A 26,371-nucleotide genomic window follows, 5' to 3' on the forward strand; every position below is an offset into this window, starting at 1 on the left:
GTTATCATTGCTTATGTTTGAGCAGTATTTTTGCGTTACATAAGACAATTGCGAAATAAACTTTTAAAAAAATGATGGATAAACGCTACTTAAGAATGAATGCGGGAGAAAGGGCGCGTTAAACTTGGTCAAAAAATTGATAGATTTTTCATTGTCAAATAAATTTGCAATCATGTTAATGGTGATACTCATCGTATTGGGTGGGGCCTATGCGAGTTTTAAAATGAAGTTAGAACTTTTACCAGATACTGAACCTCCAACAATGACGTTAACTACAACAATGCCAGGTGCAACACCAGAAACGGTTATGAAAGAAGTCAGTAACCCTATTGACGAAGAAATACGTGGCATGGCAGGTGTGACAAGTGTAAAAACGGAATCACTCTCCAATGCTTCAATGGTAACTGTAAATTTTGATGAAAAAACGAATCTTGATAAAGCAGAACAAGATATCGAAAAAGCTTTGAAGAAAATCGATTTTCCAGATGGTGTGCAAGAACCAGAAATCCGAAGAAGTACAGTTAATGCTTTTCCTGTTGTCGCATACTCTATTTTGCATGATCACGATGTTAAAGTGAGCACGAAAGAAGTAGAATCGCAATTAATTCCTAAGCTTCAAACAATTGATGGCGTGCAACGAGCAACTGTCAACGGACAAACGGAACGTAAAGTGACTGTTAAATTTGATGAACAAAAGTTACAAAAGGCAGGGCTTAATGCACAACAAGTTTCAGATTATATTGAAGGAGCGACCAAAAAATCACCTTTAGGATTATTTCAATTTGGTGATACAGAAAAATCGATTGTCATTGACGGTCAATATACCTCTGTCGATGCACTGAAAAATATGGAGATTCCTTTAGCCATCGCTTCTCAATCATCAAGTCGTCCTGAACAGCAAGGTGATGATAAAAAAGAGAATCAGGCATTGCAGTCAACACAATCGTCGTCAGCACAGCCTGCGTCAGGACAATCTGCAAATGCAGCGGACGCAACTCAATCTGTGCCGTTAAAAAAACTCGCAGATGTGAAACTTGCAGACGAAAGAGAGTCAATTTCAAGAACGAATGGTAAAGATGCTGTCGATGTACAAATTATTAAAGCACAAGATGCAAACACTGTAGCTGTCGCAAATGAAGTTGAAAAAACGGTGAAGGATTTTATTAAACAGCACAAAGATTTAAAATCCGTACAAATTATGGATACTGCAAAACCGATTAAAGACGCTTTAAATACCATGATTGAAAAAGCATTACTCGGCGCAATTGTGGCTATCATCGTTATTTTACTGTTCCTTAGAAATGTAAGAATGACGGCTATATCTGTAGTTTCGATTCCATTGTCAATTCTCATTGCTATAGTGGCATTAAAACTGACTGACGTCTCTTTAAATATTTTGACGCTAGGTGCTTTAACTGTTGCAGTGGGTCGTGTCATTGATGACTCAATTGTTGTTATTGAAAATATTTACCGGAGACTCACAAGGAAAGAGGAGTCGTTTTCTGGTGATCATTTAATTATTTCTGCAACGAAAGAGGTCTTTATTCCGATTATGTCTTCAACGCTTGTAACGATTGTCGTTTTTGCACCTTTAGCTTTCGTTACAGGCTCTGTTGGACAAATGTTTAGACCGTTTGCCTATGCTGTCACATTTAGTTTACTTGCGTCCTTATTAGTTTCTATTACGATTGTTCCAGTACTGGGATCTGTATTCTTTAAGAATGGGATTAAGCGTCAACCGAAGTCAGAGCTCGGTGTCATCAGTCGCTACTATAAAAAGGTATTAAGCTGGAGCTTAGATCATAAATGGATTGTCATTATTTTAAGCACACTGTTATTGGTGGGAAGTGTGGTCTTAGGTACGATGAAAGTAGGAACAAGTTTCATATCTACTGGGGAAGATAAATTTATGGCACTGACATATTCACCAAAACCAGGTGAAACGGAGCAAGGTGTTTTACATCATGCCGAACAAGTCGAAAAATATTTGTCTAAGCAGAAACATGTTCAACATGTACAATATTCAGTTGGAGGCGCGTCGCCAATCGATCCAACAGGTTCAACGAATAGTATGGCAATGATGGTGAAATATGATACACATACGCCTAATTTTAAAGAGGAGCCTGACCGTGTCTTGAATCATATTAAGACCTATCATCACCCGGGAGATTGGAAAAACCTTGATATGGGCACAGGAGGCAAATCCAATACTTTAGAAGTCCAAGTTACAGGTCCTTCTACAGAAGAAATTGAAGGCACTGTCAAAGCGGTCGAAAAGAAAATGGACAAAGTATCTGGTTTAACGAATGTCAAATCAGATTTAACAGAAACATATGACCAATATGAAGTTCAAGTCGATCCGAATAAAGCAGGTAAAACAGGTATCACATCAGCGCAACTCGCAATGATGCTCAATCAAAATATTCCTGACATGACCATTTCAAAAGTGAAAGAGAAAAATCATACGTACAATGTTGTCGTTAAACGTGATAAACAAACGAATTGGACAAAAGATAAATTAGAACAAACGCCATTACCATCCCCAACAGGTGAGAACTTGAAATTGAGTGATGTTGCAACGTTAAAAACATCATCAACACCGAATAAACTCGTTAAAGAAGGCGGAGATTACACAAGTACCGTTTCTGCTACGATTTCTGGGAAAGATGTCGGTTCTATTGCACAAGAGGTTAACAAACAAGTGAACAAAGTTAAAACACCAAGTGATGTGCATACTTCTGTAGGTGGTACAAATAAAGACATCGAAGAAGCATTTTCACAACTCGCATTTGCGATGCTTGCTGCCATTATTATTGTTTATTTAGTGCTTGTCCTTACATTTAAAGGCGGGCTCGCACCATTTACAATTTTGTTTGCGCTACCATATACCGTGATTGGTGTTGTCCTTGCGCTTATCTTAACTGGAGAAACACTTTCTGTACCTAGTATGATCGGTTTATTGATGTTAATTGGTATTGTTGTGACAAATGCAATTGTACTAATTGATAGAGTGATTAATAATGAAAAGTCAGGTATGTCGATGAAAGAGTCGTTACTTGAAGCGGGGGGCACAAGGATTCGTCCGATTTTGATGACTGCGATAGCTACGATTGGTGCACTTATTCCATTATTGTTTGGTCAAGACAATTCAATTTTGATTTCAAAAGGACTTGCTGCCACAGTAATCGGTGGACTTTTATCATCAACAATATTGACACTTGTTGTGGTCCCTGTTATTTATGAAATCTTATTCACTCTTAGAAATAAATTAATGCGACGTCAGCATCGTTCATAAGTCGTTGACGTTCAGTAAGAGCTTTTGTAATATAGAATCATTATCAATTCTCTAAACATTGGATAGAGTCATCATGTTGAAGCCTGAAATGACGGCGAGTGATGAAGAGCATTCCGAATTGAAGTCGCTACAAGTATTGAGCATTTCAATTCGGTTATCTCTACTTAGACGTTTAAAAAGAACTAAGCGTAATTTCGATTAGCCATAACAATAAGGGGGACGATAGGATGGCGTACACGACAATACTCAGTGGGATTCCAGATAGTTATTTTGGTAAAACAATGGGAAAGAAGGTTGAACACGGCCCCTTACCCTTAATTAATTTAGCAGTAGGAATACCTGATGCTGATACACCAGATGTGATTATTAAAGCTTTACAAGAGGCTATTGTGAAGCCGGAAAATCAGAAATATTTAGCATTCCAAGGTAAAGCGACCTTTAAGCAAGCTATTGTTGATTTTTATCAACGTCAGTTTAGTGTCACTTTAGACCCAGAAAAGGAAGTTTGTCTGTTCTATGGTACGAAGAACGGTTTAGTGGCCTTGCCGACATGTGTTATTGAACCAGGGGATGAAGTGCTATTGCCAGATCCCGGGTATACGGATTACCTTGCGGGTGTGTTATTAGCAAAAGGACAGCCTAAACCATTGAAACTGTCTAGAGCACGTCATTACTTACCCGATTGGAATGTGGTAGACACGACAAATACACGCCTTATTTATTTGACGTATCCAAATAATCCAACAGGTTCGGTAGCTACAAAAGCCTTTTTCCAAGACACAATTGATCGTTTTAAAGAAACGAAGACGAAAATTGTTCATGATTTTGCGTATCAAGCCTTTGGATTTGACCAACCCAATCCGAGTATTCTACAGGCTGAAGGTGCAAAGTCTTGTGCTGTTGAAGTGTTTTCTTTTTCTAAAGGCTATAATATGTCTGGCTATCGCGTTGGATTCGCCGTCGGAAACGCTGAAATGATTGAAAATTTACAAAAATATCATACCCATACACAAGCCGGTATGTATGGTGCATTACAAGATGCTTGTACAGTGGCATTAAACGAATGCGATGATGTATTAAATGAGCAGAGTCGTGTGTTTGGCCATCGTCGTGATTTAATCGAAAAAACATTAAATGAAGCAGAGATTCCACATGAACCTATCAAAGGGGGCATTTTCCTCTGGTTACAATGTCCAAATGGATTTACTAGCGATGCGTTCATAGACTATTTGTTACAAGAAAAGTCAATACTTGCGGCGCCTGGTCACCCTTTTGGTGAAGAAGGGGAGGGCTACGTTCGAATTTCTTTTGCTATCGACGAAGCGCAATTAAATACCGCATTAGAAAGATTAGTTTCTTTGAAAGCTTTATATCAAAACGATTCTGCAAAATAAGAGGTTAAATTGATCGTTTTTTGACGAATAAAAAGAATGGCGCGTTACAGAAACCGGAACTTACGAAAAAGTTTGAAATAAATAAAGTGTTTTATCATAAAAAGAAGCGCTAAGACGATTTTCTATTAAAGATCATCTTAGCGCTATTTATTTTGGGATTGAAGTCCCAGCCTCTTTCTGAATACTTGTAATAAAAGCTAAAATAGGTTGAGATGTGGTCATATCTCAACATAGACGTGCTGTGCTTATTGGTTTGATGGTTAGACGTTATATCATCTAATGATAATTATGCATGGATTTATACAAAAATAAAAGCGACGATGATATAAATAACGAGTATAAAAAGGGTCATCATATTTAAAATTTGAACCCCTTTTTCGTCTCCTTTAGAATGTTTGAAGGCTGTTATTTCAACATTACCAATCAGTAGTAAGAGTACGACAAATAACCACCAAGTTTGTGCAGGGTAGTAAATGAGAGAAGTCGCAACAACGATAATTAATAAAATTCCCATAATCGCGCGTAATATTTTAGGCATCGCGATTTGTAATTTAAAGATACTGATATATCCTACGATTAAGTACATCAGTGGAAGTAAGATAAGATAAGCTAACATGAAGTACATCCTTTCTGTATCGTCCTATTAAGGCATTGTGGGACATTACTGCTGTTGTAGTTCAGCGCGAATGTCAGCAATTTGATGTTCGATGTGCTCAAGTTGTCTAACGAGTGGATCTACTTGCTGTGAAGTTGATTCGCGTTTCTCTATATCTCCTTGTATACGAATGTAATCCAGCTTAAGTTCTTGTAACTGATTTTCTAAATCCATAAATTTCCTCCTTGAATGAATCTCTACTATTATAGCATGTTCACATTGCTTTATTAAAACGTTTTACAGTAACATAGAATTAAGTAATTTTTGAAAGGTATTTTCTAGGGGGTGTAGCATGACAGAGAATTTCTTAATGATTTTACTTCTCATTGCTGTAGGCTACGTACTTAAGCGAATCGGGTTTATTCAGGGACATGAGAGTCACGTTCTTTCTGTACTTGTTTTAAATGTGACACTTCCCGCAGTGGTCATTGTAAACTTAAATCATGTGACTTTAAATCCGTCACTCACCATACTTCCAATCATGATGTTGGTATACGGTATCATCACTAAAATACTTATCGTTATTCTCTTTATTAAATATAATAACGAAATCAGAGGTACGGTAGCAATGATGATGGCGGCTTTAAATATTGGTATTTTTGCCTATCCACTCGTTCAGCAAATTTGGCCAGAAAAGGGCTTGCTTTATTTTGGTATGGCAGATATTGGTGGAGCCATTGTCATGTTTGGTTTGACTTATTTTGCAGCGAGTTATTTTAAGCAAGTGGGTGGCGGATTTAATCCTAAACAAGTCGGACTCAATATGCTCAAGTCAGTCCCATTAATGACGTATATCTTGATGTTGACGCTTAATCTTTTGCAATTACACTTACCGAGTTTTGCAATTCACTTTTTCGAGATTTTAGGATACGCAAATTTACCATTGTCAATGATTTTATTAGGTGTTTTAATGGACTTTAAAATCGAACGTCAATTTTTACCATTGACTCTAAAATATCTCGTCATACATTATGGTTTCGGTATTTTGTTTGGTACGCTTGTGTATTATTTTCTACCTGTCCAAGATGAGATGGTTAAAACGACATTACAATTGACTTGGTTATTGCCTGTAGGTGTTGCAGCACTTTCGTATGCGGTTCAATTTAAATATAAAACGTTACCCGTCATTGCTATGGCCAGTAATGTAACCATTGTAATAAGTATTGTTATTTTGTACGTCTATCAATATCTGTTTGTCTGATTGGGGAAGGATAAGTTAAGCTCGAACATTAATTAAAAACGCGAGATTGAATAGGTATATAAAAGAAGCGTTGGCAAGTCAAGTTGCCTACGCTTCTTTTATAAATGCTTGCAAGTCGATCGAATCGTGTAAGATGGGCTATTTACACTTTTATTGATATATCTTGAACTTTTGATATTCTGAAGTAATATTAAAGCCGAGTTCATGAAAACGAGTAACTAAGCGATGATTTTTACTGCGTATTTTAAAATACACACGGTCTATTTGAGGACGAGATAAAGCACGATGTATTGCATGTTGGATTAAATCAAAAGCGATGCCTTTTAAACGATAGTCTGAATGACTAGAAAAATATTTAATTTCAGCATGGTGTTGTTCTTCGTCATAGATTAAATATAAGTAACCTTTTAAAAGGCCCTCTGCCATATAAAGGACGAGTTCATGTTGATCATCTAGTGATGCGATAATTTCTTTTGCTGTCATCGCATGATGTGTAAACGTATCTTCATGTAATTTTTGGAAATAGCGATGATACGCTTTAGCATATGGAACAATGTGACGTAAGTTGTCGGTTTCGCCCAAATCTTGACTCGTTTCTAAATGATAATCTGTAAACGTATAAGATGCGCCAATGTTTTTCATGTAGTCTTTGATTAATTCATGATGAACTGAAAATGCAAAATAATAGGTAGAAGGTTGCGTATGTTGTGCTGTCATTTGATCAAATAACTGCTTAAATACTTCTCCAGAAGATGTATAATCTTTCTGTTTAATAGGACCGATTACTTTATAACGGTTTTCCGCGTAGCTCATGCACAGTAAAACCATTTTAATGTCTGAGGCTTCTTCAACGACAAATATACTGATTTCACCATCAGCTGTTTCTAAAAAATGTTCTAAAGCATCAATATGATTAAGTGGCAGTTTATTTGTATACGATTGTTTTTCAGTGGCATAATTTTGTATAAATGACGCAATTTCTCGACTGGGAGTGACTTGACTAATCTTCATCGTGCGCCTCCTTAGTATGATACTTTATCTTATTATAAGTTTTTTCGATTTGAAATGAAAGGCGTATGTCCACTGAAATAAACGTGTAAGAAGAATAGACTTCGATATGTTTGTAGGTGATGAATTCAGTGATTCAGTGCTTAACACGTGAGTATCGAGGTTTAATAGTTATGAAGGATGAATGTGAGACATTTGAAACGAGCTCAACCTTTTCTATAAATTTTGATAGGGCGTGTTACAATAAAAATGAAGAAGTGTTTTTGATGGAGGAATGAACAATTAATGAAGTCACTCATTTTAGCAGAAAAGCCCTCAGTAGGGCGCGACATTGCACAAGCGCTAGGTGTTAACTCAAAGAAAGAAGGTTACTTTGAAAATCAACGTTATATTGTGACCTGGGCATTAGGTCACCTTGTGACAAATGCAACACCAGAGCAATATGATAAAAAATATGAACGCTGGCAATTGAATGATTTACCTATTATACCGAAGCATATGAAAACTGTTGTCATTGGTAAAACGAGAAAACAATTCAACACGGTTCAACATTTGATGAAAAGAAATGATGTCAATGAAATAATTATTGCCACAGATGCTGGACGCGAAGGGGAGTTAGTTGCACGCTTAATTATTGAAAAAGCTCATGTTAAAAAACCAATCAAGCGTTTATGGATCAGTTCAGTAACAACCAAAGCAATCAAAGAAGGCTTTAAAAAATTGAAAGATGGTCGAGCATACAGTGACCTTTATCAAGCGGCATTAGCAAGAAGTGAAGCTGACTGGATTGTCGGAATTAATGCAACACGTGCATTAACAACGAAGTATGATGCCCAACTCTCACTAGGCCGTGTTCAGACGCCTACTATTCAGTTAGTAGCAATGAGACAAGAAGAGATAAAGCATTTTAAGTCGCAACATTATTATACGCTTGAAATCAATGTGAAAGGGGCAACGTTTGTCTATCAGCATGAGAAGCGGATATATGAACGTGCACAATTAGAAAAACTAGCTCAAAAAGTGAATCATGCGCAAGCGCTCGTGAAAAAAGTCGTGACGAAAGAGAAGAAAACATATCCGGCGCCGTTGTTTAATTTAACAGATTTACAACAAGCCGCTTATCAACGCTATCGTTTAGGCGCAAAACAGACATTGAACACACTACAACAACTTTATGAACGGCATAAACTTGTCACATATCCGCGTACAGATTCAAGTTACTTAACAACAGACATGGTAGATACTTTAAAAGAGCGTATTCAGGCGACAATGGGAACAGAATATCAACCGCATGCACGCGGACTGATGAATCAACGTTACACGAAACAATCGTCTTTTGTAAATAATCAAAAAGTATCTGATCACCACGCCATTATACCTACAGAAGTACGCGCAAACATGGCAGATTTATCAACACAAGAAAAGAAAATTTATCTATTGATTGTTCAGCGCTTTTTGGAAGCTTTATCTGCTCCTTATCGCTATAGAGAAACACAAGTCGAAATAGAACTCATGGGCAAAATGTTTCTGTATAAATCCAAAGAAACGATAGACATGGGCTTTAAGGCTTTACAAGAAAATGTAGATACGAGCCATCCGCTAATTCAGTTTGAGCAAGGTGAACAGTTAACCGTGAATGAATATGTTATTAAAACGCATGAAACATCAGCGCCACCTTATTTTAATGAAGGCTCTCTATTAAAAGCGATGGAACGACCAGATAAATACTTTGATTTAAAAGATAAAAAATCAGCACAAACACTTAAAGTGACTGGCGGTATCGGTACAGTGGCAACACGTGCGGATATTATAGATAAACTTTTTCATATGAACGCAATTGAAAGTCAAGACGGAAAAATTAAGGTCACGTCTAAAGGAAAGCAAATATTAGATTTAGCGCCTGAATCACTTACATCGCCACGCTTAACGGCGCAATGGGAAGATAAACTGCTTCAAATTGAAAAGGGGCAGTATCAACGCAAACAGTTTATTCAAGAAATGAAAGCTTTTACAAATGAAATCATTCATACGATTAAATCGAGTGAACAAAAATATAAGCATGATAATTTAACATCTGCAGAATGTCCGACATGTGGAAAGTTTATGTTAAAAGTAAAAACGAAAAACGGCTCAATGCTCGTCTGTCAAGATCCATCATGTAAAACTAAAAAAGATGTTAAAACTCAAACCAAAGCGCGTTGCCCGCAATGTAAAAAACGTTTGACTAAATTTGGTACAGGTAAACAAGCAACGTATCGTTGTTCGTGTGGCTATACTGAATCGCAAGTGCAAATGGATAAAAGATTTAAAAATAAAGGCAAAGATAAAGTAAATAGAAAAGATATGAAAAAGTATATGAAAGAGGATACGTTGGAAAACAATCCATTCAAAGATGCATTGAAAGGTTTAAACTTATAAGTAAGCTAAAAATCGAACAAAAATCTAATTTTATCAATTAAAGTTCGTTTCTCATATTGAAATTCGTGAGTAATCGTATTAAAATGTTAAAGTATTTCATTAAAAGGAGAAATTTAAAGTGAGAAATTATTTCCGTTTTGACGAGAATCAAACGAATTATAAACGAGAGATTCTAGGTGGCTTGACGACTTTCTTATCAATGGCATACATCTTAGCTGTTAATCCACAAGTTTTAAGTTTAGCAGGGGTGGATGGTGTTCCAGCTGATCAAAAAATGGATCAAGGTGCGGTATTTGTTGCGACTGCATTAGCAGCATTTGTAGGCTGTTTATTTATGGGACTCATTGCAAAATATCCTATTGCACTTGCCCCGGGCATGGGATTGAACGCCTTTTTTGCCTTTACTGTCGTGTTAACAATGGGGATTCCATGGCAAACAGGTTTAACAGGTGTGTTCTTCTCTGGATTTATTTTTGCGATTCTAACAGCAACTGGATTGCGAGAAACCATTATTAATGCCATCCCATATGAAATGAAGATGGCAGTGTCAGCAGGGATTGGTCTTTTTATTACCTTTGTAGGATTACAAAGTTCAGGAATTATTAAAAATCAAGATGCGACACTTGTAACACTAGGAAAAATCACTGACCCTAACGTTTTACTTGCTATCGTGGGGATTATCGTTACCGTTGTACTTTATGCAAAGAAAGTACCAGGCGCAATATTTATTGGTATGGTAGTCACAGCGATTGCTGGTTTAGTGACACAACAAATCGCACCACCACATGCGGTCTTAGGTAAGGTACCTAGCATTGCGCCTACATTTGGTGCTGCTTTTGAATCATTTCAAGATCCATCACAATTATTTACAATCCAGTTTTTAATTGTCATCCTAACATTTTTATTTATTGATTTCTTTGATACTGCGGGAACGATTGTTGCCGTCGCTTCACAAGCAGGTATCATGAAAGATAACAAGTTACCTCGTGCAGGGAGAGCGTTGTTTTCAGACTCACTTGCGACGATGACAGGTGCTATTTTTGGTACAACAACGACGACTTCTTATATTGAATCGACATCAGGCGTAGCAGTAGGGGCTCGAACAGGTTTTGCAAGTATTGTTACAGGCTTTTGTTTCCTTCTTGCGTTGTTCTTTAATCCGCTAATGGCTGTAGTCACACCAGCAGTAACGACACCTGCACTCGTTGTTGTAGGGGTATTGATGGCTTCTAGTCTAGCGGAAATTAGTTGGAAACGATTTGAAGTTGCAGTGCCAGCTTTCGTCACAATTATTATGATGCCTTTATCTTATTCTATTGCGACAGGGATTGCGTGTGGCTTCATTTTCTATCCTATTACAATGTTATTAACGAAACGTCATAAAGAAGTCCATCCTATTATGTACGGTTTATTGGTTATCTTTATTCTATATTTTGTATTTGTTCACGGATAAACTCATTAGATTGATATATAAGTATATATAAAAAAGAAGTTAGAACGAACAGGCTTGACTTGTTCATGTATCTAACTTCTTTTTTTAGGTTTTAAATTTAAAGTATATATCTAATCATTGACAATTATAAGTATGCTTACATACTTCAAATAATGACTTAGATTACTTATTGTGTTGTGTTTTATTTTGATCTTCATCTGTGTAAATCACAGTAGCTTTAGCGTTACGAATATACACTGGAGAGACTAATACGATCATAAAGAAAAAGATAAGCAAAATTAACATAATCCAGTGTAAAACCATGCCGATGACAGGGATAATAGCGATACCATTCGCTACGATACCAAATGCTGGAATTAAAAGCATAGGACGTATCGTATTTTGTTGACCAAAGATAAAGATTAAAACCATCACCAAATAAATAAAAGCATTAAAAGCTAATGGCTGCCATCCTAAAGCTAATACATACCAGCCTCCAAAAAATGGGAAACCAGCAATAAATTCAGAAACTAAGGCAATTAGCGCAAGAATAATTAAGGCTGTTTTAGAATTTTTAGTCACTCGATTCACCTCCTATCTTTAAAAAGAAGTGACAAATCTGGCTCACTCATTAAATAAAAAACTTTAAGTTTAAGCATTTTACATACACCGCACGAGTGATTCACCAGAAATAATAACTACACTTAAAAATGATGATCTATCAGTGAAGATCATTTTCTTCTATTATAGACTGTAATCCAATGACTCACAAAAACTATCTCTATGATAACGAAAAAAATTCTTTGAAACTATTGAACTTAAGCCGTATTTCAAGTAAAATAACATGGTATGTGAATTAGACATAAAAAACTTTAGGGAAATGGTTGCCAAGTCAACGGTTTTCATGTATCATGTCTAATGTTGGACTTTAAATGCGATGAAGCGAAAGGTTACTGACACACCCGGCCGCTTTGCCATGGCGTTGTGTGAGATAGTTTTCGTGGAGAAGTCTATCACTTTAATGAAGACGTATAAGGAGGGTAAATTATGGCAAAACAAAAAATCAGAATTAGATTAAAAGCTTATGATCACCGTGTGATTGATCAATCAGCTGAGAAAATTGTTGAAACTGCAAAACGTTCTGGAGCGGATGTTTCTGGTCCAATTCCATTACCAACAGAAAAATCAGTTTACACAATTATTCGTGCGGTTCATAAGTATAAAGATTCTCGTGAACAATTCGAACAACGTACACATAAACGTTTAATCGATATTGTTAATCCTACGCCAAAAACAGTTGACGCGCTTATGGGCTTAAACTTACCATCAGGTGTAGACATCGAAATTAAATTATAATAGAAAATTTTAGGAGGTGGACTTTCGATGACCAAAGGAATCTTAGGAAGAAAAATTGGGATGACTCAAGTATTCGGTGAAAACGGCGACTTAATCCCAGTAACTGTAGTAGAAGCAAAAGAAAATGTAGTATTACAAAAGAAAACGGTTGAGGTTGACGGTTACAACGCAATCCAAATCGGTTTTGAAAACAAAGAAGCATACAAAAAAGATAGAAAAACAAACAAATATGCGAATAAACCAGCTGAAGGTCACGCTAAAAAAGCTGACACAGCACCTAAGCGCTTCATTCGTGAATTCAGAAACGTTAATGTTGACGAATACGAAGTAGGTCAAGAAGTCTCAGTAGATACATTTGAAGTTGGAGACATCATTGATGTAACAGGAACTTCAAAAGGTAAAGGTTTCCAAGGTGCAATCAAACGCCATAATCAAGCTCGCGGACCAATGTCTCACGGTTCACACTTCCATAGAGCGCCAGGTTCTATCGGTATGGCTTCAGACGCATCACGTGTATTTAAAGGGCAAAAATTACCAGGCCGCATGGGTGGTAATACAGTAACTGTTCAAAACTTAGAAGTTGTTCAAGTCGATACGGAAAACAACGTAATTTTAGTTAAAGGTAACGTACCTGGTCCTAAAAAAGGTTTTGTTCAAATCCAATCAGCAATTAAAGCTAACAAATAAATCGTAGCGAAAGGAGGAAATGCATAATGGCAAATTATGATGTATTCAAAGTTGATGGTTCAAAAGCAGGTTCAGTAGAACTTAGCGATGCAGTATTTGCAATCGAACCTAATAATGAAGTTTTATTTGAAGCAATTAACTTACAACGTGCTTCATTACGTCAAGGTACACATGCGGTAAAAAACCGTTCAGCAGTACGTGGCGGTGGACGTAAACCATGGAGACAAAAAGGTACAGGACGTGCGCGTCAAGGTACAATTCGTGCTCCTCAATGGCGTGGTGGTGGTGTCGTATTCGGTCCAACACCAAGAAGCTACGCATACAAAATGCCTAAGAAAATGCGTCGTTTAGCATTACGTTCTGCAATTTCTTACAAAGTTAAAGAAAATGAATTCAAAATTGTGGACAGCTTTAACTTAGAAGCACCAAAAACAAAAGAATTCAAAACAACTTTAACAAATTTAGAGCTACCTAAAAAAGTGTTGGTTGTAACAGTTGGAGAAGATGTAAATGTTGAATTATCAGCACGTAACATTCCTGGCGTACAAATCACAACACCAGAAGGTTTAAATGTTTTAGATTTAACACACGCTGATAGCGTATTAATCACTCAAGAAGCAGCTAAAAAAGTTGAGGAGGTGCTCGGATAATGGAAGCTAGAGATATTCTAAAGCGCCCCGTAATCACTGAGAAATCATCTGCAGCAATGGCTGAAGATAAATATACTTTTGATGTAGATGTTCGTGCGAACAAAACTCAAGTTAAAAAAGCAGTAGAAGAAATCTTTGAAGTTAAAGTTGCAAATGTTAACATCATCAACTATAAACCAAAGAAAAAACGTATGGGCCGTTACCAAGGCTATACAAACAAACGCCGTAAAGCGATTGTGACACTTAAAGAAGGTCAAATCGATTTATTCAACTAAAAACATACCAATAAGGAGGTAAGCGACAATGGCTCTTAAACATTATAAGCCAATTACTAATGGTCGTCGTAATATGACTACATTAGATTTTGCTGAGATCACAAAATCTGAACCTGAAAAGTCATTATTACAACCGCTACCGAAAAAAGCGGGTCGTAACAACCAAGGTAAATTGACAGTACGTCACCATGGTGGCGGTCACAAACGTCAATACCGTGTTATTGATTTCAAACGTAACAAAGATGGAATCCCAGGTAAAGTGGATTCAATCCAATATGATCCAAACAGATCAGCAAACATTGCTTTAATCGTCTATGCAGATGGTGAAAAACGCTACATTATCGCACCTAAAGGCTTAGAAGTAGGTCAAGTCATTGAAAGTGGTTCAGAAGCTGACATCAAAGTTGGTAACGCACTTCAATTAAAAGACATTCCAGTCGGTACAGTAATTCATAACATCGAATTAAAACCAGGACGTGGCGGTCAACTTGCTCGTTCAGCAGGTGCAAGCGCACAAGTACTTGGTAAAGAAGGTAAATATGTACTTGTAAGACTTCGCTCTGGTGAAGTACGTATGATTCTTTCAACTTGCCGTGCAACAATCGGTCAAGTTGGTAACTTACAACACGAACTTGTTAACGTTGGTAAAGCTGGTAAATCTAGATGGTTAGGTAAACGCCCAACAGTTCGTGGTTCTGTAATGAACCCTAACGATCACCCACACGGTGGTGGTGAAGGTCGCGCACCAATCGGTCGTCCATCACCAATGTCACCATGGGGTAAACCTACGCTTGGTAAGAAAACTCGTCGTGGTAAAAAACGTTCTGATAAACTTATCGTACGTGGACGTAAGAGAAAATAAAAATAGCTTATTTGGGTGTGCGGCGTAATCGCTGCACGCACATAATAAGAAAGGAGGCGCCACTATGGCTCGTAGTATTAAAAAGGGACCTTTCGTCGATGATCACTTAATGAAAAAAGTGGAAGCTCAAGGCGATAGCGAGAAAAAGCAAGTAATTAAAACATGGTCACGTCGTTCAACAATTTTCCCAAACTTTATTGGGCACACATTTGCTGTATACGATGGACGTAAACATGTACCTGTATATGTAACTGAAGATATGGTTGGACACAAATTAGGTGAATTTGCTCCAACACGTACATTCAAAGGACATGCTGCAGACGATAAGAAAACAAGAAGATAAACAATCTTTAATCAGTAGAGGAGGAAAAACGAATGGAAGCAAAAGCGGTTGCTAGAACGATCAGAATCGCACCTCGTAAAGTAAGATTAGTATTAGACCTAATCCGAGGAAAAGATGTTAGAGAAGCAGTAGCGATTTTAAAATTAACAAACAAAGCTTCTTCTCCAGTAGTAGAAAAATTATTAATGTCCGCTTTAGCTAATGCAGAGCACAACTATGGCATGAACACAGATGAATTAGTTGTTAAAGAAGCATATGCTAACGAAGGACCAACATTAAAACGTTTCCGTCCACGTGCGCAAGGACGTGCAAGCGCAATTAACAAAAGAACAAGCCACATCACAATCGTAGTGAGTGATGGTAAAGAGGAAGCTCAAGAAGCTTAATCAAATATTAAGGAGGGAATACCGTGGGTCAAAAAATTAATCCAATCGGTCTTCGTGTTGGTATTATCCGTGACTGGGAAGCGAAATGGTTCGCAGAGAAAGATTTCGCATCACTTTTACATGAAGATTTAAAAATTCGTAAATTTATTGATAACGCATTAAAAGACGCTTCAGTATCTCACGTTGAGATTGAGCGTGCTGCTAACCGCATCAACATTGCAATTCATACTGGTAAACCAGGTATGGTTATCGGTAAAGGCGGTTCTGAAATCGAAAAACTTCGTAACAAATTAAATCAATTAACTGATAAAAAAGTTCACATCAATGTTATTGAAATCAAGAAAGTTGATCTTGATGCACGTTTAGTTGCTGAAAACATTGCACGTCAATTAGAAAACCGTGCTTCATTCCGTCGTGTTCAAAAACAAGCTATCGGAAGAGCAATGAAATTAGGTGCTAAAGGTATCAAAACTCAAGTTTCAGGTCGTTTAGGCGGTGCAGACATCGCACGTGCTGAACAATACTCAGAAGGAACTGTACCACTTCATACTTTACGTGCAGACATCGATTATGCACATGCAGAGGCTGACACAACTTATGGTAAGTTAGGTGTTAAAGTATGGATTTATCGTGGTGAAGTTCTTCCTACTAAGAAAAATAGTGAAGGAGGAAAATAATTATGTTACTACCAAAGCGTGTAAAATATCGTCGTCAACATCGTCCTGACACTAAGGGTCGTTCAAAAGGCGGTAACTTTGTAACATTCGGTGAGTTTGGTCTTCAAGCAACAACAACTTCATGGATCACATCTCGTCAAATCGAATCAGCTCGTATTGCTATGACACGTTACATGAAACGTGGCGGGAAAGTTTGGATTAAAATCTTCCCTCACACTCCATATACACAAAAACCTTTAGAAGTACGTATGGGTGCTGGTAAAGGTGCGGTTGAAGGCTGGATTGCAGTAGTAAAACCAGGTAGAATTTTATTTGAAGTTGCAGGCGTATCTGAAGAAGTTGCGCGTGAAGCATTACGTTTAGCGAGTCACAAACTTCCAGTTAAAACGAAGTTTGTAAAACGTGAAGAATTGGGTGGTGAAACAAATGAAAGCTAAGGAAATTAGAGACTTAACCACTTCAGAAATCGAAGAGCAAATCAAATCTTCAAAAGAAGAGCTTTTTAACCTACGCTTTCAATTAGCTACAGGTCAATTAGAAGAGACGGCACGCATTAAAACAGTAAGAAAAACAATTGCACGTCTAAAAACTGTTGCACGTGAAAGAGAATTAGAACAAGGTAAAGCAATCCAATAATGATTGAAAGAGGAGGTTACTAAAGTGAGCGAAAGAAATGATCGTAAAGTTTACGTTGGTAAAGTTGTTTCAGATAAAATGGACAAAACAATCACTGTTTTAGTTGAAACATATAAAACACACAAACTATATGGTAAACGTGTAAAATACTCTAAAAAATATAAAACACATGACGAAAACAATACAGCTAAAATCGGAGATATCGTTAGAATCCAAGAAACTCGTCCTTTATCAGCGACAAAACGTTTCCGTTTAGTAGAAATCGTCGAAGAATCAGTAATTATTTAATGACTATTTAAAAGATAAGGGAGGTTTAATCATGATACAACAAGAAACACGCTTAAAAGTAGCAGACAACTCTGGTGCTCGTGAAGTACTTACAATCAAAGTATTAGGTGGATCTGGCCGTAAAACTGCTAACATCGGTGACGTTATTGTAGCTACTGTTAAAAATGCTACACCTGGAGGCGTTGTTAAGAAAGGCGATGTTGTTAAAGCTGTTGTCGTACGTACTAAATCAGGTGTACGTCGTAAAGACGGTTCATACATCAAATTTGATGAAAATGCATGTGTTGTAATTCGTGATGACAAAGGACCACGTGGTACACGTATCTTTGGTCCAGTAGCACGTGAATTACGTGAAGGAAACTTTATGAAAATCGTTTCCCTTGCACCAGAAGTACTATAATTAATCGTAAATAATAATCATAAATCTTAAGGAGGTGCCCACATGCATATCAAAAAAGGTGACAACGTAATCGTTATCGCAGGTAAAGACAAAGGTAAAACTGGTAAAGTTGTAGCAACTGAACCTAAAAAAGACCGTGTCGTTGTGGAAGGTGTAAACATCGTTAAAAAACACCAAAAACCAACTCAATTTAATCCTGAAGGTGGAATCTTAGAAACTGAAGCAGCAATTCACGTTTCTAATGTACAAATATTAGACCCTAAAACAAACGAACCAACTCGTGTTGGATACAAATTTGTCGATGGTAAAAAAGTAAGAATCGCTAAAAAATCTGGCGAAGAAATCAAGTCTAATTCATAATAGTTGAAAGGAGGATCCACTTTGAACCGTTTAAAAGAAAAATTTAACTCAGAAGTTACTGAAAACTTAGTTAAGAAATTTAACTACAGTTCAGTAATGGAAGTACCAAAAATCGAAAAGATCGTTGTGAACATGGGTGTTGGTGACGCAGTACAAAACTCAAAAGTTTTAGATAACGCTGTTGAGGAATTAACTGCAATCACTGGTCAAAAACCATTAATCACTAAAGCGAAAAAATCAGTTGCAACATTCCGTTTACGTGAAGGTATGCCAATCGGTGCAAAAGTAACTTTACGTGGCGAAAGAATGTATGAATTCCTAGATAAATTAATCTCAGTATCACTTCCACGTGTACGTGACTTCCGTGGTGTTTCTAAAAACGCATTTGACGGTCGCGGTAACTACACTTTAGGTGTTAAAGAACAATTAATCTTCCCTGAGATTGTCTACGATAAAGTATCAAAAGTACGTGGTATGGATATCGTTATTGTTACTACTGCTAATACAGACGAAGAAGCGCGCGAATTATTAACTCAATTCGGTATGCCGTTTCAAAAATAATTTCTGAAGGAGGCGAATTAAATGGCTAAAAAATCAATGGTTGCTAAACAACAACGTGAACAAAAGTTCCAAGTTCGTGAATATACACGTTGTGAACAATGTGGTCGCCCACATTCTGTATTTCGTAAATTTAAACTTTGCCGTATTTGTTTCCGTGAATTAGCTTACAAAGGTCAAATTCCTGGCGTACGTAAAGCTAGCTGGTAAAAATTTAACTCTTGAAAGGAGGCAACAAACTATGACATTGTCAGATCCAATTGCAGATATGCTTACTCGTGTAAGAAACGCAAACATGGTGCGTCACGAAAAATTAGAATTACCTGCATCAAATATTAAAAAAGAAATTGCTGAAATCCTTAAAAACGAAGGTTTCATCAAAAATGTAGAATATATCGAAGATGATAAACAAGGTGTTATCCGTTTATTCTTAAAATATGGTTCAAACAACGAGCGTGTTATTACAGGCTTAAAACGTATTTCTAAACCTGGTTTACGTGTATATGCGAAAGCAAACGAAGTACCTAAAGTATTAAATGGTTTAGGTATCGCATTAGTTTCTACTTCTGAAGGTGTAATCACTGATAAAGAAGCAAGAAAACGTAATGTTGGTGGAGAAGTATTAGCATACATTTGGTAAGATATAATAAATAAGGAGGTGCCATAGCATGAGCCGTGTTGGTAAAAAAATTATCGAAATCCCTAGCGACGTTACTGTAACTATCGAAGGTAATACAGTTTCAGTTAAAGGGCCTAAAGGTGAATTATCACGAACTTTAAATGAAGAAATGACTTACAAACAAGAAGAAAACACACTTGAAGTTGTTAGACCATCAGATTCTAAAGAACACAGAACTGTTCATGGTACAACTCGTGCGTTAATCAATAACATGGTACAAGGTGTATCTAAAGGATACGAAAAATCACTTGAACTTATCGGTGTAGGTTACCGTGCTCAAGTACAAGGTAAAAATCTTGTATTAAACGTTGGTTACTCTCACCCAGTTGAAATCGAAGCTGCTGAAGGCATTACTTTCTCAGTAGATAAAAATACAACTGTTAAGGTTGAAGGTATCGATAAAGAATTAGTAGGTGCAACAGCATCTAAAATTCGTGACGTTCGTCCACCAGAACCTTATAAAGGTAAAGGTATTCGTTACCAAGGCGAATATGTTCGTCGTAAAGAAGGTAAAACTGGTAAATAATAAATAAACTCTACAGAAAGGAGTATTGACATGATCAGCAAAATTGATAAAAACAAAGTACGTTTAAAAAGACATGCACGCGTTCGTACGAAATTGTCAGGTACTAGCGAAAAGCCACGTCTAAACGTATATCGTTCAAACAAACACATCTATGCACAAATCATTGATGATACTAAAGGCGTAACTCTAGCACAAGCTTCTACTAAAGACGTTGATGCAGACGCTTCAGCTACAAAAGTTGAATTAGCATCTAAAGTCGGTGAAGCAATTGCTAAAAAAGCAAGCGAAAAAGGAATCGAAGCAGTTGTATTTGATCGTGGAGGATACTTATTCCACGGCCGTGTGAAAGCATTAGCAGATGCAGCTCGTGAAAATGGACTTCAATTTTAATTTAAAAGGAGGGACAATATATAATGGCTCGTAGAGAAGAAGAAGTTAAAGAATTTGAAGAACGCGTAGTTACGATTAACCGTGTTGCTAAAGTAGTAAAAGGTGGTCGTCGTTTCCGTTTTACTGCACTTGTAGTAGTAGGTGACAAAAATGGTCGCGTTGGATTCGGTACTGGTAAAGCACAAGAGGTACCTGAAGCAATCAAAAAAGCAGTTGAAGCAGCGAAGAAAAATCTTATCACTGTAACACGTGTTGATGGTACAACACCACACACAATTACTGGACGTTTTGGTTCAGGAAGTGTTTTAATGAAACCAGCAGCACCTGGTACTGGTGTTATCGCAGGTGGCCCAGTTCGTGCCGTATTAGAACTTGCAGGTATTACTGACATTTTAAGTAAATCTTTAGGTTCAAACACACCAATCAACATGGTGCGCGCAACAATTGATGGTTTACAAAACTTAAAAAATGCTGAAGATGTTGCCCGTTTACGTGGTAAATCAGTAGAAGAACTTTATAATTAAGGAGGGAAACATTTAAATGGCTAAAATACAAATCACCCTCACTCGAAGCGTTATCGGGCGTCCAGAAACACAACGTAAAACAGTTAAAGCTTTAGGTCTTAACAAGATCCATTCTTCTGTTATCGTTGAGGACAACCCAGCAATTCGTGGACAAATCAACAAAGTAAGTCACTTAGTATCAGTAGAAGAAAAATAATTAAGGAGGTGCCAAAATGAAATTACATGAATTAAAACCATCAGAAGGCTCACGTAAAGTACGTAACCGTGTAGGTCGTGGTGCGGCTACAGGTAACGGTAAAACTAGTGGTCGTGGTCAAAAAGGTCAAAAAGCACGTTCAGGTGGTGGCGTAAGACCAGGTTTCGAAGGTGGTCAATTACCATTATTCCGTCGTATTCCTAAACGTGGTTTCACAAACATTAATCGTAAAGAATATGCTATCGTTAACTTAGACCAACTTAACAAATTTGAAGATGGTACTGAGGTAACACCTGAATTATTAATCGAAACAGGCGTAGTTAAAAGTGAAAAATCTGGCATTAAAGTTTTAGGTAATGGTTCATTAGAAAAGAAATTATCTGTCAAAGCGCATAAATTCTCAGCATCAGCTAAGGACGCTATTGAAGCGAAAGGCGGAGCACACGAGGTGATCTAATGTTTCACACGCTTGTGAACTTTTTCAAAACAAAAGAAGTTCGTAACAAGATACTTTTTACTCTTGCAATGTTAGTCATTTTCAAAATAGGTACGTACATCCCAGCACCTGGTGTTAATCCAGAAGCTTTTGATAATCGACAAGGTTCTCAAGGCGTCACTGACTTGTTAAACACTTTTGGTGGCGGAGCCTTGAAGAACTTTTCCATTTTCGCAATGGGAATCATGCCCTACATCACTGCTTCTATCGTAGTACAATTGTTGCAGATGGACATTGTACCGAAATTTACTGAATGGGCAAAACAAGGTGAAACAGGACGTAAGAAGTTAACTAACTTTACGCGTTATTTTACAATTGTTTTAGCATTTATTCAGTCCATTGGTATGGCGTTTCAGTTCAATAACTATTTGAACGGAACTCTTATTAAAGAGCAAAGTGTAATGTCTTATTTGCTTATTGCAGTAGTGCTTACAGCAGGAACTGCGTTTTTAATGTGGTTGGGTGAACAAATCACACAATATGGTGTGGGTAATGGTATTTCTATCATTATCTTTGCAGGTATTTTATCTACACTTCCATCTGCCTTGATCCAATTCTATCAACAAGAATTTATCGGTCAAGATGATGTGACACTTGCTTGGTTAAAAGTAGGCGGTCTCGTATTAGGTATGATTTTACTTACTGTTGGGGCTGTATATGTTTTACAAGCCATTCGTAAAATACCGATTCAATATGCAAAAAAACAATCCAACATGCGACTTGGTTCACAAGCAACGTACTTACCGTTAAAAGTGAACTCTGCAGGGGTTATTCCAGTTATCTTTTCTATGGCATTCTTCTTATTGCCAAGAACGTTAACATTGATTTTCCCAAAAGCAGATTGGGCACAAAAAGTGGGGAACTATGCAGACCCATCTAATAATATGGGTATGGTTGTCTATGTGATCTTGATCATTGCATTTACTTATTTTTATGCATTTGTCCAAGTTAACCCAGAAAAAATGGCAGAAAATCTTAAGAAGCAAGGCAGTTATGTTCCAGGAATTCGTCCTGGTGAACAAACTAAAAAATATATTACGAAAGTCCTTTATCGCTTAACTTTTGTAGGTTCAATTTTCTTAGCAGTCATTGCAATCTTGCCAATTATTGCGACTAAAGTAATGAACTTACCTCAAGCCATTCAGTTAGGTGGGACAAGCTTACTCATCGTTATCGGTGTAGCGATTGAGACAATGAAAAGCTTAGAAGCACAAGTGAATGAAAAAGAATATAAAGGCTTTGGTAGACGATAATATGTAGGAGGGCACTCATGAACATTATCTTAATGGGATTACCTGGTGCTGGTAAAGGGACTCAAGCGACTGAGATTACCAAAAAGTACCCTATTCCTCATATTTCAACGGGGGATATGTTTAGAAAAGCGATTAAAGATGAAACTGAGCTTGGTAAAGAGGCAAAATCATTTATGGATCGTGGGGAACTCGTACCAGATGAAGTAACAGTAGGTATTGTCAAAGAACGTATCTCTGAAGACGATGCGAAAAAAGGTTTCTTATTAGATGGATTTCCTCGTACGATTGAGCAAGCAGAAGCTTTAAATTCTATTCTAGAAGAACTTGGTAGAACAATTGATGCAGTTGTGAATATCGAAGTGCCAGAAGAGGAATTAATGAATCGTCTTACAGGTCGTCGTATTTGCGAGATTTGTGGCACAACGTATCATCTTGTTTTCAACCCTCCAAAAGTTGAAGGTGTTTGTGATCTTGATGGTGGTAAGCTTTATCAACGTGAAGATGACAACCCAGAAACTGTTGCTAATCGTTTGAAAGTAAACGTAAAACAATCTAAACCTATTTTAGATTTTTACAGCAAACAAGGTGTTCTGAAAAATATTGACGGTTCTAGAAATATTGATGAAGTTACAGCAGACGTCATAAATATTTTGGAATCATTAAAATAATAGCGACTTGGTTATCACTTCTTAAGTCGTTATCTTTAGTATCATAAATGTATTTGATTGTGATAAGGCTTTATAACGATATTTTGAAAGTGAAACGAGCCAAGCGATTATTGAGTTAATATTCAACATCCTTACAACAAAAAGGAGGCGTTATTCCAATGGCAAAACAAGACGTTATCGAACTTGAAGGTACAGTATTAGATACTTTACCAAACGCAATGTTTAAAGTAGAATTAGAAAATGGTCATGAAATTCTAGCACATGTGAGTGGTAAAATTCGAATGAACTATATTCGTATTCTACCTGGCGATAAAGTAACAGTAGAAATGTCTCCGTATGATTTGACACGCGGAAGAATCACATATCGTTATAAATAATTGTCACTCCAACATTGAAGGAGGTTTAAAAATGAAAGTAAGACCATCAGTAAAACCAATTTGCGAAAAATGTAAAGTCATTAAACGTAAAGGTAAAGTAATGGTAATTTGTGAAAATCCTAAGCATAAACAAAAACAAGGTTAATTAAAAGAGAGGTGTAAAATATAATGGCACGTATTGCAGGAATTGATATCCCACGTGATAAACGCGTAGTAATCTCATTAACTTATATCTACGGTATCGGTAAAACTTCAGCACAAAAGATCCTTTCAGAAGCAAACGTTTCAGAAGATACACGTGTTAAAGACTTAACTGATGATGAATTAGGTCGTATCCGTGAAGTTGTTGACGGCTATAAAGTTGAAGGTGACTTACGTCGTGAAACAAACTTAAACATCAAACGTTTGATGGAAATCTCATCATACCGTGGTATCCGCCACCGTCGTGGTTTACCAGTAAATGGTCAAAAAACTAAAAACAATGCGCGTACGCGTAAAGGCCCAGTTAAAACTGTAGCTAACAAGAAAAAATAATAGGTAAAGGAGGCAAATTATACTATGGCACGTAAACAAGTATCACGTAAACGTAGAGTGAAAAAGAATATTGAAAACGGTGTGGCACACATCCGCTCAACATTCAACAATACAATTGTAACTATTACAGATGAATTCGGTAATGCTTTATCATGGTCATCTGCAGGTGCGCTTGGTTTCAAAGGTTCTAAAAAATCTACTCCATTCGCAGCACAAATGGCATCTGAAACAGCTTCAAAAGCAGCAATGGAACATGGTTTAAAATCAGTAGAAGTAACTGTAAAAGGCCCTGGTCCAGGTCGTGAATCAGCGATCCGTGCATTACAATCAGCAGGTTTAGAAGTAACAGCGATTAAAGACGTTACTCCAGTACCACATAATGGTTGCCGTCCACCAAAACGTCGTCGCGTATAATTAAATTTTTGTTTTGTCACAAATCACTTGAATTTAAAGTTTATGCAAGTCGACGTACTTAAGGAGGATATGTAAATGATTGAAATTGAGAAACCTAGAATTGAGACAATTGAAGTTAGTGATGATGCTAAATTCGGTAAGTTCGTTGTTGAACCACTAGAACGTGGTTACGGTACTACACTAGGAAACTCCTTACGTCGTATCCTACTATCATCATTACCAGGTGCGGCTGTTAAATATATCGAAATTGAAGGTGTTTTACACGAATTCTCAGCAATTGATCATGTCGTTGAAGACGTATCAACAATTGTTATGAATATTAAAAAGTTAGCACTTAAAATATATTCAGAAGAAGATAAAACACTTGAAATCGATGTTAAAGAAGAAGGCGAAGTCACTGCAAAAGATATCACACATGACAGTGATGTTGAAATCTTAAACCCAGATCTTAAAATTGCAACAGTAGCGCAAGGTGGTCACCTTAAATTACGTTTAGTTGCAAGTACAGGGCGTGGGTATGCATTAGCTGATCAAAACAACTCAAGTGATCTACCAATCGGTGTTATTCCAGTTGATTCATTGTACTCACCAGTAGAACGTGTGAATTACACAGTGGAAAATACCCGTGTGGGTCAAAGTTCTGACTTTGATAAATTAACATTAGACGTATGGACTGATGGTTCAATCACACCACAAGAGTCTGTTTCATTAGCAGCGAAAATCATGACTGAGCATTTAAATATCTTTGTTGGTTTAACTGATGAAGCACAAAATGCTGAAATTATGATTGAAAAAGAAGAAGATCAAAAAGAAAAAGTATTAGAAATGTCTATCGAAGAATTAGACTTATCTGTACGTTCTTACAACTGTCTTAAACGTGCAGGCATCAACTCTGTACAAGAACTCGCTGATAAATCAGAGGCTGATATGATGAAAGTTCGTAACTTAGGTCGCAAGTCTCTTGAAGAAGTAAAATATAAATTAGAAGACTTAGGTTTAGGTCTAAGAAAAGAAGATTGATAAAGGAGGTTAACTCATGGGTTACAGAAAATTAGGTCGTACTTCAGATCAACGTAAAGCAATGTTACGTGATTTAGCTACATCATTAATCGTAAGTGAGCGCATCGAAACGACTGAAGCACGTGCGAAAGAACTTCGTAGCGTAGTTGAAAAACTAATCACTTTAGGTAAAAAAGGTGACTTGGCTTCTCGTCGTCAAGCAGCAAAAACTTTACGTAATGTTGAAATCTTAAACGAAGATGAAACAACACAAACAGCACTTCAAAAATTATTCGGTGAAATCGCTGAACGTTATGAAGAACGTCAAGGTGGTTACACTCGTATTCTTAAAGTTGCTCCACGTCACGGCGATGGCGCATTAAAAGTAATTATCGAATTAGTTTAATTAATACACTACTACTACATTAAAGCAA

Annotated in this window: 38 protein-coding genes; 34 read left to right on the forward strand and 4 right to left on the reverse strand. The window is 37.0% G+C overall.

Annotated elements, in window-relative coordinates:
- Positions 1 to 124: 124 nt before the first annotated feature.
- Together KM149_RS03240 and KM149_RS03245 are read left to right on the forward strand one after the other, a co-directional pair.
- A complete protein-coding gene (locus KM149_RS03240) occupies positions 125 to 3,295 on the forward strand; it encodes an efflux RND transporter permease subunit (RefSeq protein WP_214970888.1) in 3,171 nt (1,056 codons plus the stop codon).
- A 227-nt stretch (positions 3,296 to 3,522) separates the two neighbouring features.
- Positions 3,523 to 4,689, forward strand: coding sequence for an aminotransferase class I/II-fold pyridoxal phosphate-dependent enzyme (locus KM149_RS03245; protein WP_214970884.1), 1,167 nt, complete (start codon positions 3,523 to 3,525; stop codon positions 4,687 to 4,689).
- A gap of 298 nt (positions 4,690 to 4,987) precedes the next feature.
- Here KM149_RS03245 and mspA read toward each other — a convergent pair whose 3' ends face one another.
- Both mspA and KM149_RS03255 read right to left on the reverse strand, forming a co-directional pair.
- On the reverse strand, positions 4,988 to 5,305 hold the full coding sequence (mspA, locus tag KM149_RS03250) for a membrane stabilizing protein MspA (protein ID WP_165546081.1): 318 nt from the start codon (positions 5,303 to 5,305) through the stop codon (positions 4,988 to 4,990).
- A 45-nt stretch (positions 5,306 to 5,350) separates the two neighbouring features.
- Entirely contained in the window at positions 5,351 to 5,518 is a 168-nt protein-coding gene (locus tag KM149_RS03255; protein WP_016426344.1) for an SE1832 family protein, read from the reverse strand.
- A gap of 118 nt (positions 5,519 to 5,636) precedes the next feature.
- On the opposite strand from KM149_RS03255, the gene KM149_RS03260 reads away from it, so the two are divergent.
- Positions 5,637 to 6,545, forward strand: a complete 909-nt coding sequence (locus KM149_RS03260) for an AEC family transporter (protein WP_214970880.1) — start codon at positions 5,637 to 5,639, stop codon at positions 6,543 to 6,545.
- Between the two features lie 150 nt (positions 6,546 to 6,695).
- Here the strand turns inward: KM149_RS03260 and KM149_RS03265 are convergent, their stop codons facing one another.
- Positions 6,696 to 7,556 carry a GNAT family N-acetyltransferase gene (locus KM149_RS03265; protein ID WP_214970877.1) on the reverse strand — a complete coding sequence of 287 codons (861 nt, stop codon included), beginning with the start codon at positions 7,554 to 7,556 and terminating at the stop codon, positions 6,696 to 6,698.
- A gap of 282 nt (positions 7,557 to 7,838) precedes the next feature.
- On the opposite strand from KM149_RS03265, the gene KM149_RS03270 reads away from it, so the two are divergent.
- Both KM149_RS03270 and KM149_RS03275 read left to right on the forward strand, forming a co-directional pair.
- Complete coding sequence (locus KM149_RS03270; protein ID WP_214970875.1) at positions 7,839 to 9,971, forward strand: DNA topoisomerase III; 2,133 nt, start codon at positions 7,839 to 7,841, stop codon at positions 9,969 to 9,971.
- Between the two features lie 118 nt (positions 9,972 to 10,089).
- Complete coding sequence (locus KM149_RS03275) at positions 10,090 to 11,424, forward strand: NCS2 family permease (RefSeq protein WP_050330236.1); 1,335 nt, start codon at positions 10,090 to 10,092, stop codon at positions 11,422 to 11,424.
- Between the two features lie 162 nt (positions 11,425 to 11,586).
- On the opposite strand, the gene KM149_RS03280 is transcribed toward KM149_RS03275, so the two are convergent.
- On the reverse strand, positions 11,587 to 11,985 hold the full coding sequence (locus tag KM149_RS03280) for a hypothetical protein (protein ID WP_165546084.1): 399 nt from the start codon (positions 11,983 to 11,985) through the stop codon (positions 11,587 to 11,589).
- 465 nt (positions 11,986 to 12,450) lie between these two features.
- Here KM149_RS03280 and rpsJ point away from each other — a divergent pair, with 465 nt between their 5' ends.
- The 29 genes from rpsJ (at position 12,451) to rplQ (ending at position 26,343) form a co-directional block, all read left to right on the forward strand.
- On the forward strand, positions 12,451 to 12,759 hold the full coding sequence (gene rpsJ, locus KM149_RS03285; protein WP_001118667.1) for a 30S ribosomal protein S10: 309 nt from the start codon (positions 12,451 to 12,453) through the stop codon (positions 12,757 to 12,759).
- A 27-nt stretch (positions 12,760 to 12,786) separates the two neighbouring features.
- Positions 12,787 to 13,446, forward strand: coding sequence for a 50S ribosomal protein L3 (gene rplC / locus KM149_RS03290; protein WP_016426350.1), 660 nt, complete (start codon positions 12,787 to 12,789; stop codon positions 13,444 to 13,446).
- Positions 13,447 to 13,472: 26 nt separating this feature from the next.
- Positions 13,473 to 14,096: a 50S ribosomal protein L4 gene (gene rplD / locus KM149_RS03295; RefSeq protein WP_016426351.1), complete on the forward strand. Its 624-nt coding sequence runs from the start codon at positions 13,473 to 13,475 to the stop codon at positions 14,094 to 14,096.
- Positions 14,096 to 14,371 (forward strand): 50S ribosomal protein L23, encoded by a 276-nt coding sequence (gene rplW, locus KM149_RS03300; RefSeq protein WP_016426352.1) that lies wholly within the window; start codon positions 14,096 to 14,098, stop codon positions 14,369 to 14,371. Before rplD ends, rplW begins: the two co-directional genes overlap by 1 nt.
- Before the next feature lie 28 nt (positions 14,372 to 14,399).
- Positions 14,400 to 15,233, forward strand: a complete 834-nt coding sequence (gene rplB, locus KM149_RS03305; RefSeq protein WP_016426353.1) for a 50S ribosomal protein L2 — start codon at positions 14,400 to 14,402, stop codon at positions 15,231 to 15,233.
- 64 nt (positions 15,234 to 15,297) lie between these two features.
- Positions 15,298 to 15,576 carry a 30S ribosomal protein S19 gene (gene rpsS, locus KM149_RS03310; protein WP_014613216.1) on the forward strand — a complete coding sequence of 93 codons (279 nt, stop codon included), beginning with the start codon at positions 15,298 to 15,300 and terminating at the stop codon, positions 15,574 to 15,576.
- A gap of 32 nt (positions 15,577 to 15,608) precedes the next feature.
- Positions 15,609 to 15,962 carry a 50S ribosomal protein L22 gene (rplV, locus tag KM149_RS03315; RefSeq protein WP_016426354.1) on the forward strand — a complete coding sequence of 118 codons (354 nt, stop codon included), beginning with the start codon at positions 15,609 to 15,611 and terminating at the stop codon, positions 15,960 to 15,962.
- A gap of 23 nt (positions 15,963 to 15,985) precedes the next feature.
- Positions 15,986 to 16,639 carry a 30S ribosomal protein S3 gene (gene rpsC, locus KM149_RS03320; protein ID WP_016426355.1) on the forward strand — a complete coding sequence of 218 codons (654 nt, stop codon included), beginning with the start codon at positions 15,986 to 15,988 and terminating at the stop codon, positions 16,637 to 16,639.
- Positions 16,640 to 16,641: 2 nt separating this feature from the next.
- On the forward strand, positions 16,642 to 17,076 hold the full coding sequence (gene rplP, locus KM149_RS03325; protein ID WP_016426356.1) for a 50S ribosomal protein L16: 435 nt from the start codon (positions 16,642 to 16,644) through the stop codon (positions 17,074 to 17,076).
- Positions 17,066 to 17,275 carry a 50S ribosomal protein L29 gene (gene rpmC, locus KM149_RS03330; RefSeq protein ID WP_241415522.1) on the forward strand — a complete coding sequence of 70 codons (210 nt, stop codon included), beginning with the start codon at positions 17,066 to 17,068 and terminating at the stop codon, positions 17,273 to 17,275. The genes rplP and rpmC overlap by 11 nt, the downstream gene beginning before the upstream one ends.
- Positions 17,276 to 17,299: 24 nt before the next feature.
- On the forward strand, positions 17,300 to 17,563 hold the full coding sequence (gene rpsQ, locus KM149_RS03335) for a 30S ribosomal protein S17 (protein ID WP_016426357.1): 264 nt from the start codon (positions 17,300 to 17,302) through the stop codon (positions 17,561 to 17,563).
- Positions 17,564 to 17,594: 31 nt separating this feature from the next.
- Positions 17,595 to 17,963, forward strand: a complete 369-nt coding sequence (gene rplN, locus KM149_RS03340) for a 50S ribosomal protein L14 (protein ID WP_016426358.1) — start codon at positions 17,595 to 17,597, stop codon at positions 17,961 to 17,963.
- A gap of 42 nt (positions 17,964 to 18,005) precedes the next feature.
- Complete coding sequence (rplX, locus tag KM149_RS03345; RefSeq protein WP_016426359.1) at positions 18,006 to 18,323, forward strand: 50S ribosomal protein L24; 318 nt, start codon at positions 18,006 to 18,008, stop codon at positions 18,321 to 18,323.
- A 21-nt stretch (positions 18,324 to 18,344) separates the two neighbouring features.
- Complete coding sequence (rplE, locus tag KM149_RS03350; RefSeq protein ID WP_241415523.1) at positions 18,345 to 18,884, forward strand: 50S ribosomal protein L5; 540 nt, start codon at positions 18,345 to 18,347, stop codon at positions 18,882 to 18,884.
- 21 nt (positions 18,885 to 18,905) lie between these two features.
- A complete protein-coding gene (locus tag KM149_RS03355) occupies positions 18,906 to 19,091 on the forward strand; it encodes a type Z 30S ribosomal protein S14 (RefSeq protein WP_016426361.1) in 186 nt (61 codons plus the stop codon).
- 31 nt (positions 19,092 to 19,122) lie between these two features.
- A complete protein-coding gene (gene rpsH / locus KM149_RS03360; protein ID WP_014613226.1) occupies positions 19,123 to 19,521 on the forward strand; it encodes a 30S ribosomal protein S8 in 399 nt (132 codons plus the stop codon).
- Positions 19,522 to 19,549: 28 nt separating this feature from the next.
- Positions 19,550 to 20,086, forward strand: coding sequence for a 50S ribosomal protein L6 (gene rplF / locus KM149_RS03365; RefSeq protein ID WP_016426362.1), 537 nt, complete (start codon positions 19,550 to 19,552; stop codon positions 20,084 to 20,086).
- Between the two features lie 30 nt (positions 20,087 to 20,116).
- Entirely contained in the window at positions 20,117 to 20,476 is a 360-nt protein-coding gene (gene rplR / locus KM149_RS03370) for a 50S ribosomal protein L18 (RefSeq protein WP_050330246.1), read from the forward strand.
- A 23-nt stretch (positions 20,477 to 20,499) separates the two neighbouring features.
- The gene (rpsE, locus tag KM149_RS03375) at positions 20,500 to 21,000 is read left to right on the forward strand and encodes a 30S ribosomal protein S5 (RefSeq protein WP_016426364.1); all 501 of its coding nucleotides are present in this window, start codon (positions 20,500 to 20,502) and stop codon (positions 20,998 to 21,000) included.
- A 16-nt stretch (positions 21,001 to 21,016) separates the two neighbouring features.
- Positions 21,017 to 21,196, forward strand: coding sequence for a 50S ribosomal protein L30 (gene rpmD / locus KM149_RS03380; protein ID WP_050330247.1), 180 nt, complete (start codon positions 21,017 to 21,019; stop codon positions 21,194 to 21,196).
- Positions 21,197 to 21,212: 16 nt separating this feature from the next.
- Positions 21,213 to 21,653, forward strand: coding sequence for a 50S ribosomal protein L15 (gene rplO, locus KM149_RS03385; protein WP_016426366.1), 441 nt, complete (start codon positions 21,213 to 21,215; stop codon positions 21,651 to 21,653).
- Entirely contained in the window at positions 21,653 to 22,945 is a 1,293-nt protein-coding gene (gene secY / locus KM149_RS03390; RefSeq protein WP_016426367.1) for a preprotein translocase subunit SecY, read from the forward strand. Before rplO ends, secY begins: the two co-directional genes overlap by 1 nt.
- A 17-nt stretch (positions 22,946 to 22,962) precedes the next feature.
- The gene (locus tag KM149_RS03395; RefSeq protein ID WP_016426368.1) at positions 22,963 to 23,613 is read left to right on the forward strand and encodes an adenylate kinase; all 651 of its coding nucleotides are present in this window, start codon (positions 22,963 to 22,965) and stop codon (positions 23,611 to 23,613) included.
- 158 nt (positions 23,614 to 23,771) lie between these two features.
- The gene (infA, locus tag KM149_RS03400) at positions 23,772 to 23,990 is read left to right on the forward strand and encodes a translation initiation factor IF-1 (protein WP_001118443.1); all 219 of its coding nucleotides are present in this window, start codon (positions 23,772 to 23,774) and stop codon (positions 23,988 to 23,990) included.
- Positions 23,991 to 24,021: 31 nt separating this feature from the next.
- Positions 24,022 to 24,135, forward strand: a complete 114-nt coding sequence (gene rpmJ, locus KM149_RS03405) for a 50S ribosomal protein L36 (RefSeq protein WP_002509257.1) — start codon at positions 24,022 to 24,024, stop codon at positions 24,133 to 24,135.
- Positions 24,136 to 24,158: 23 nt separating this feature from the next.
- Positions 24,159 to 24,524: a 30S ribosomal protein S13 gene (rpsM, locus tag KM149_RS03410; protein WP_014613234.1), complete on the forward strand. Its 366-nt coding sequence runs from the start codon at positions 24,159 to 24,161 to the stop codon at positions 24,522 to 24,524.
- Between the two features lie 24 nt (positions 24,525 to 24,548).
- On the forward strand, positions 24,549 to 24,938 hold the full coding sequence (gene rpsK / locus KM149_RS03415; protein WP_014613235.1) for a 30S ribosomal protein S11: 390 nt from the start codon (positions 24,549 to 24,551) through the stop codon (positions 24,936 to 24,938).
- 75 nt (positions 24,939 to 25,013) lie between these two features.
- A complete protein-coding gene (locus KM149_RS03420) occupies positions 25,014 to 25,958 on the forward strand; it encodes a DNA-directed RNA polymerase subunit alpha (protein WP_016426369.1) in 945 nt (314 codons plus the stop codon).
- 16 nt (positions 25,959 to 25,974) lie between these two features.
- The gene (gene rplQ / locus KM149_RS03425; protein WP_016426370.1) at positions 25,975 to 26,343 is read left to right on the forward strand and encodes a 50S ribosomal protein L17; all 369 of its coding nucleotides are present in this window, start codon (positions 25,975 to 25,977) and stop codon (positions 26,341 to 26,343) included.
- Positions 26,344 to 26,371 lie beyond the last annotated feature (28 nt).

It is taken from the genome of Staphylococcus coagulans (genome assembly GCF_022557135.1).
Taxonomy (GTDB): Bacteria; Bacillota; Bacilli; order Staphylococcales; family Staphylococcaceae; genus Staphylococcus; species Staphylococcus coagulans.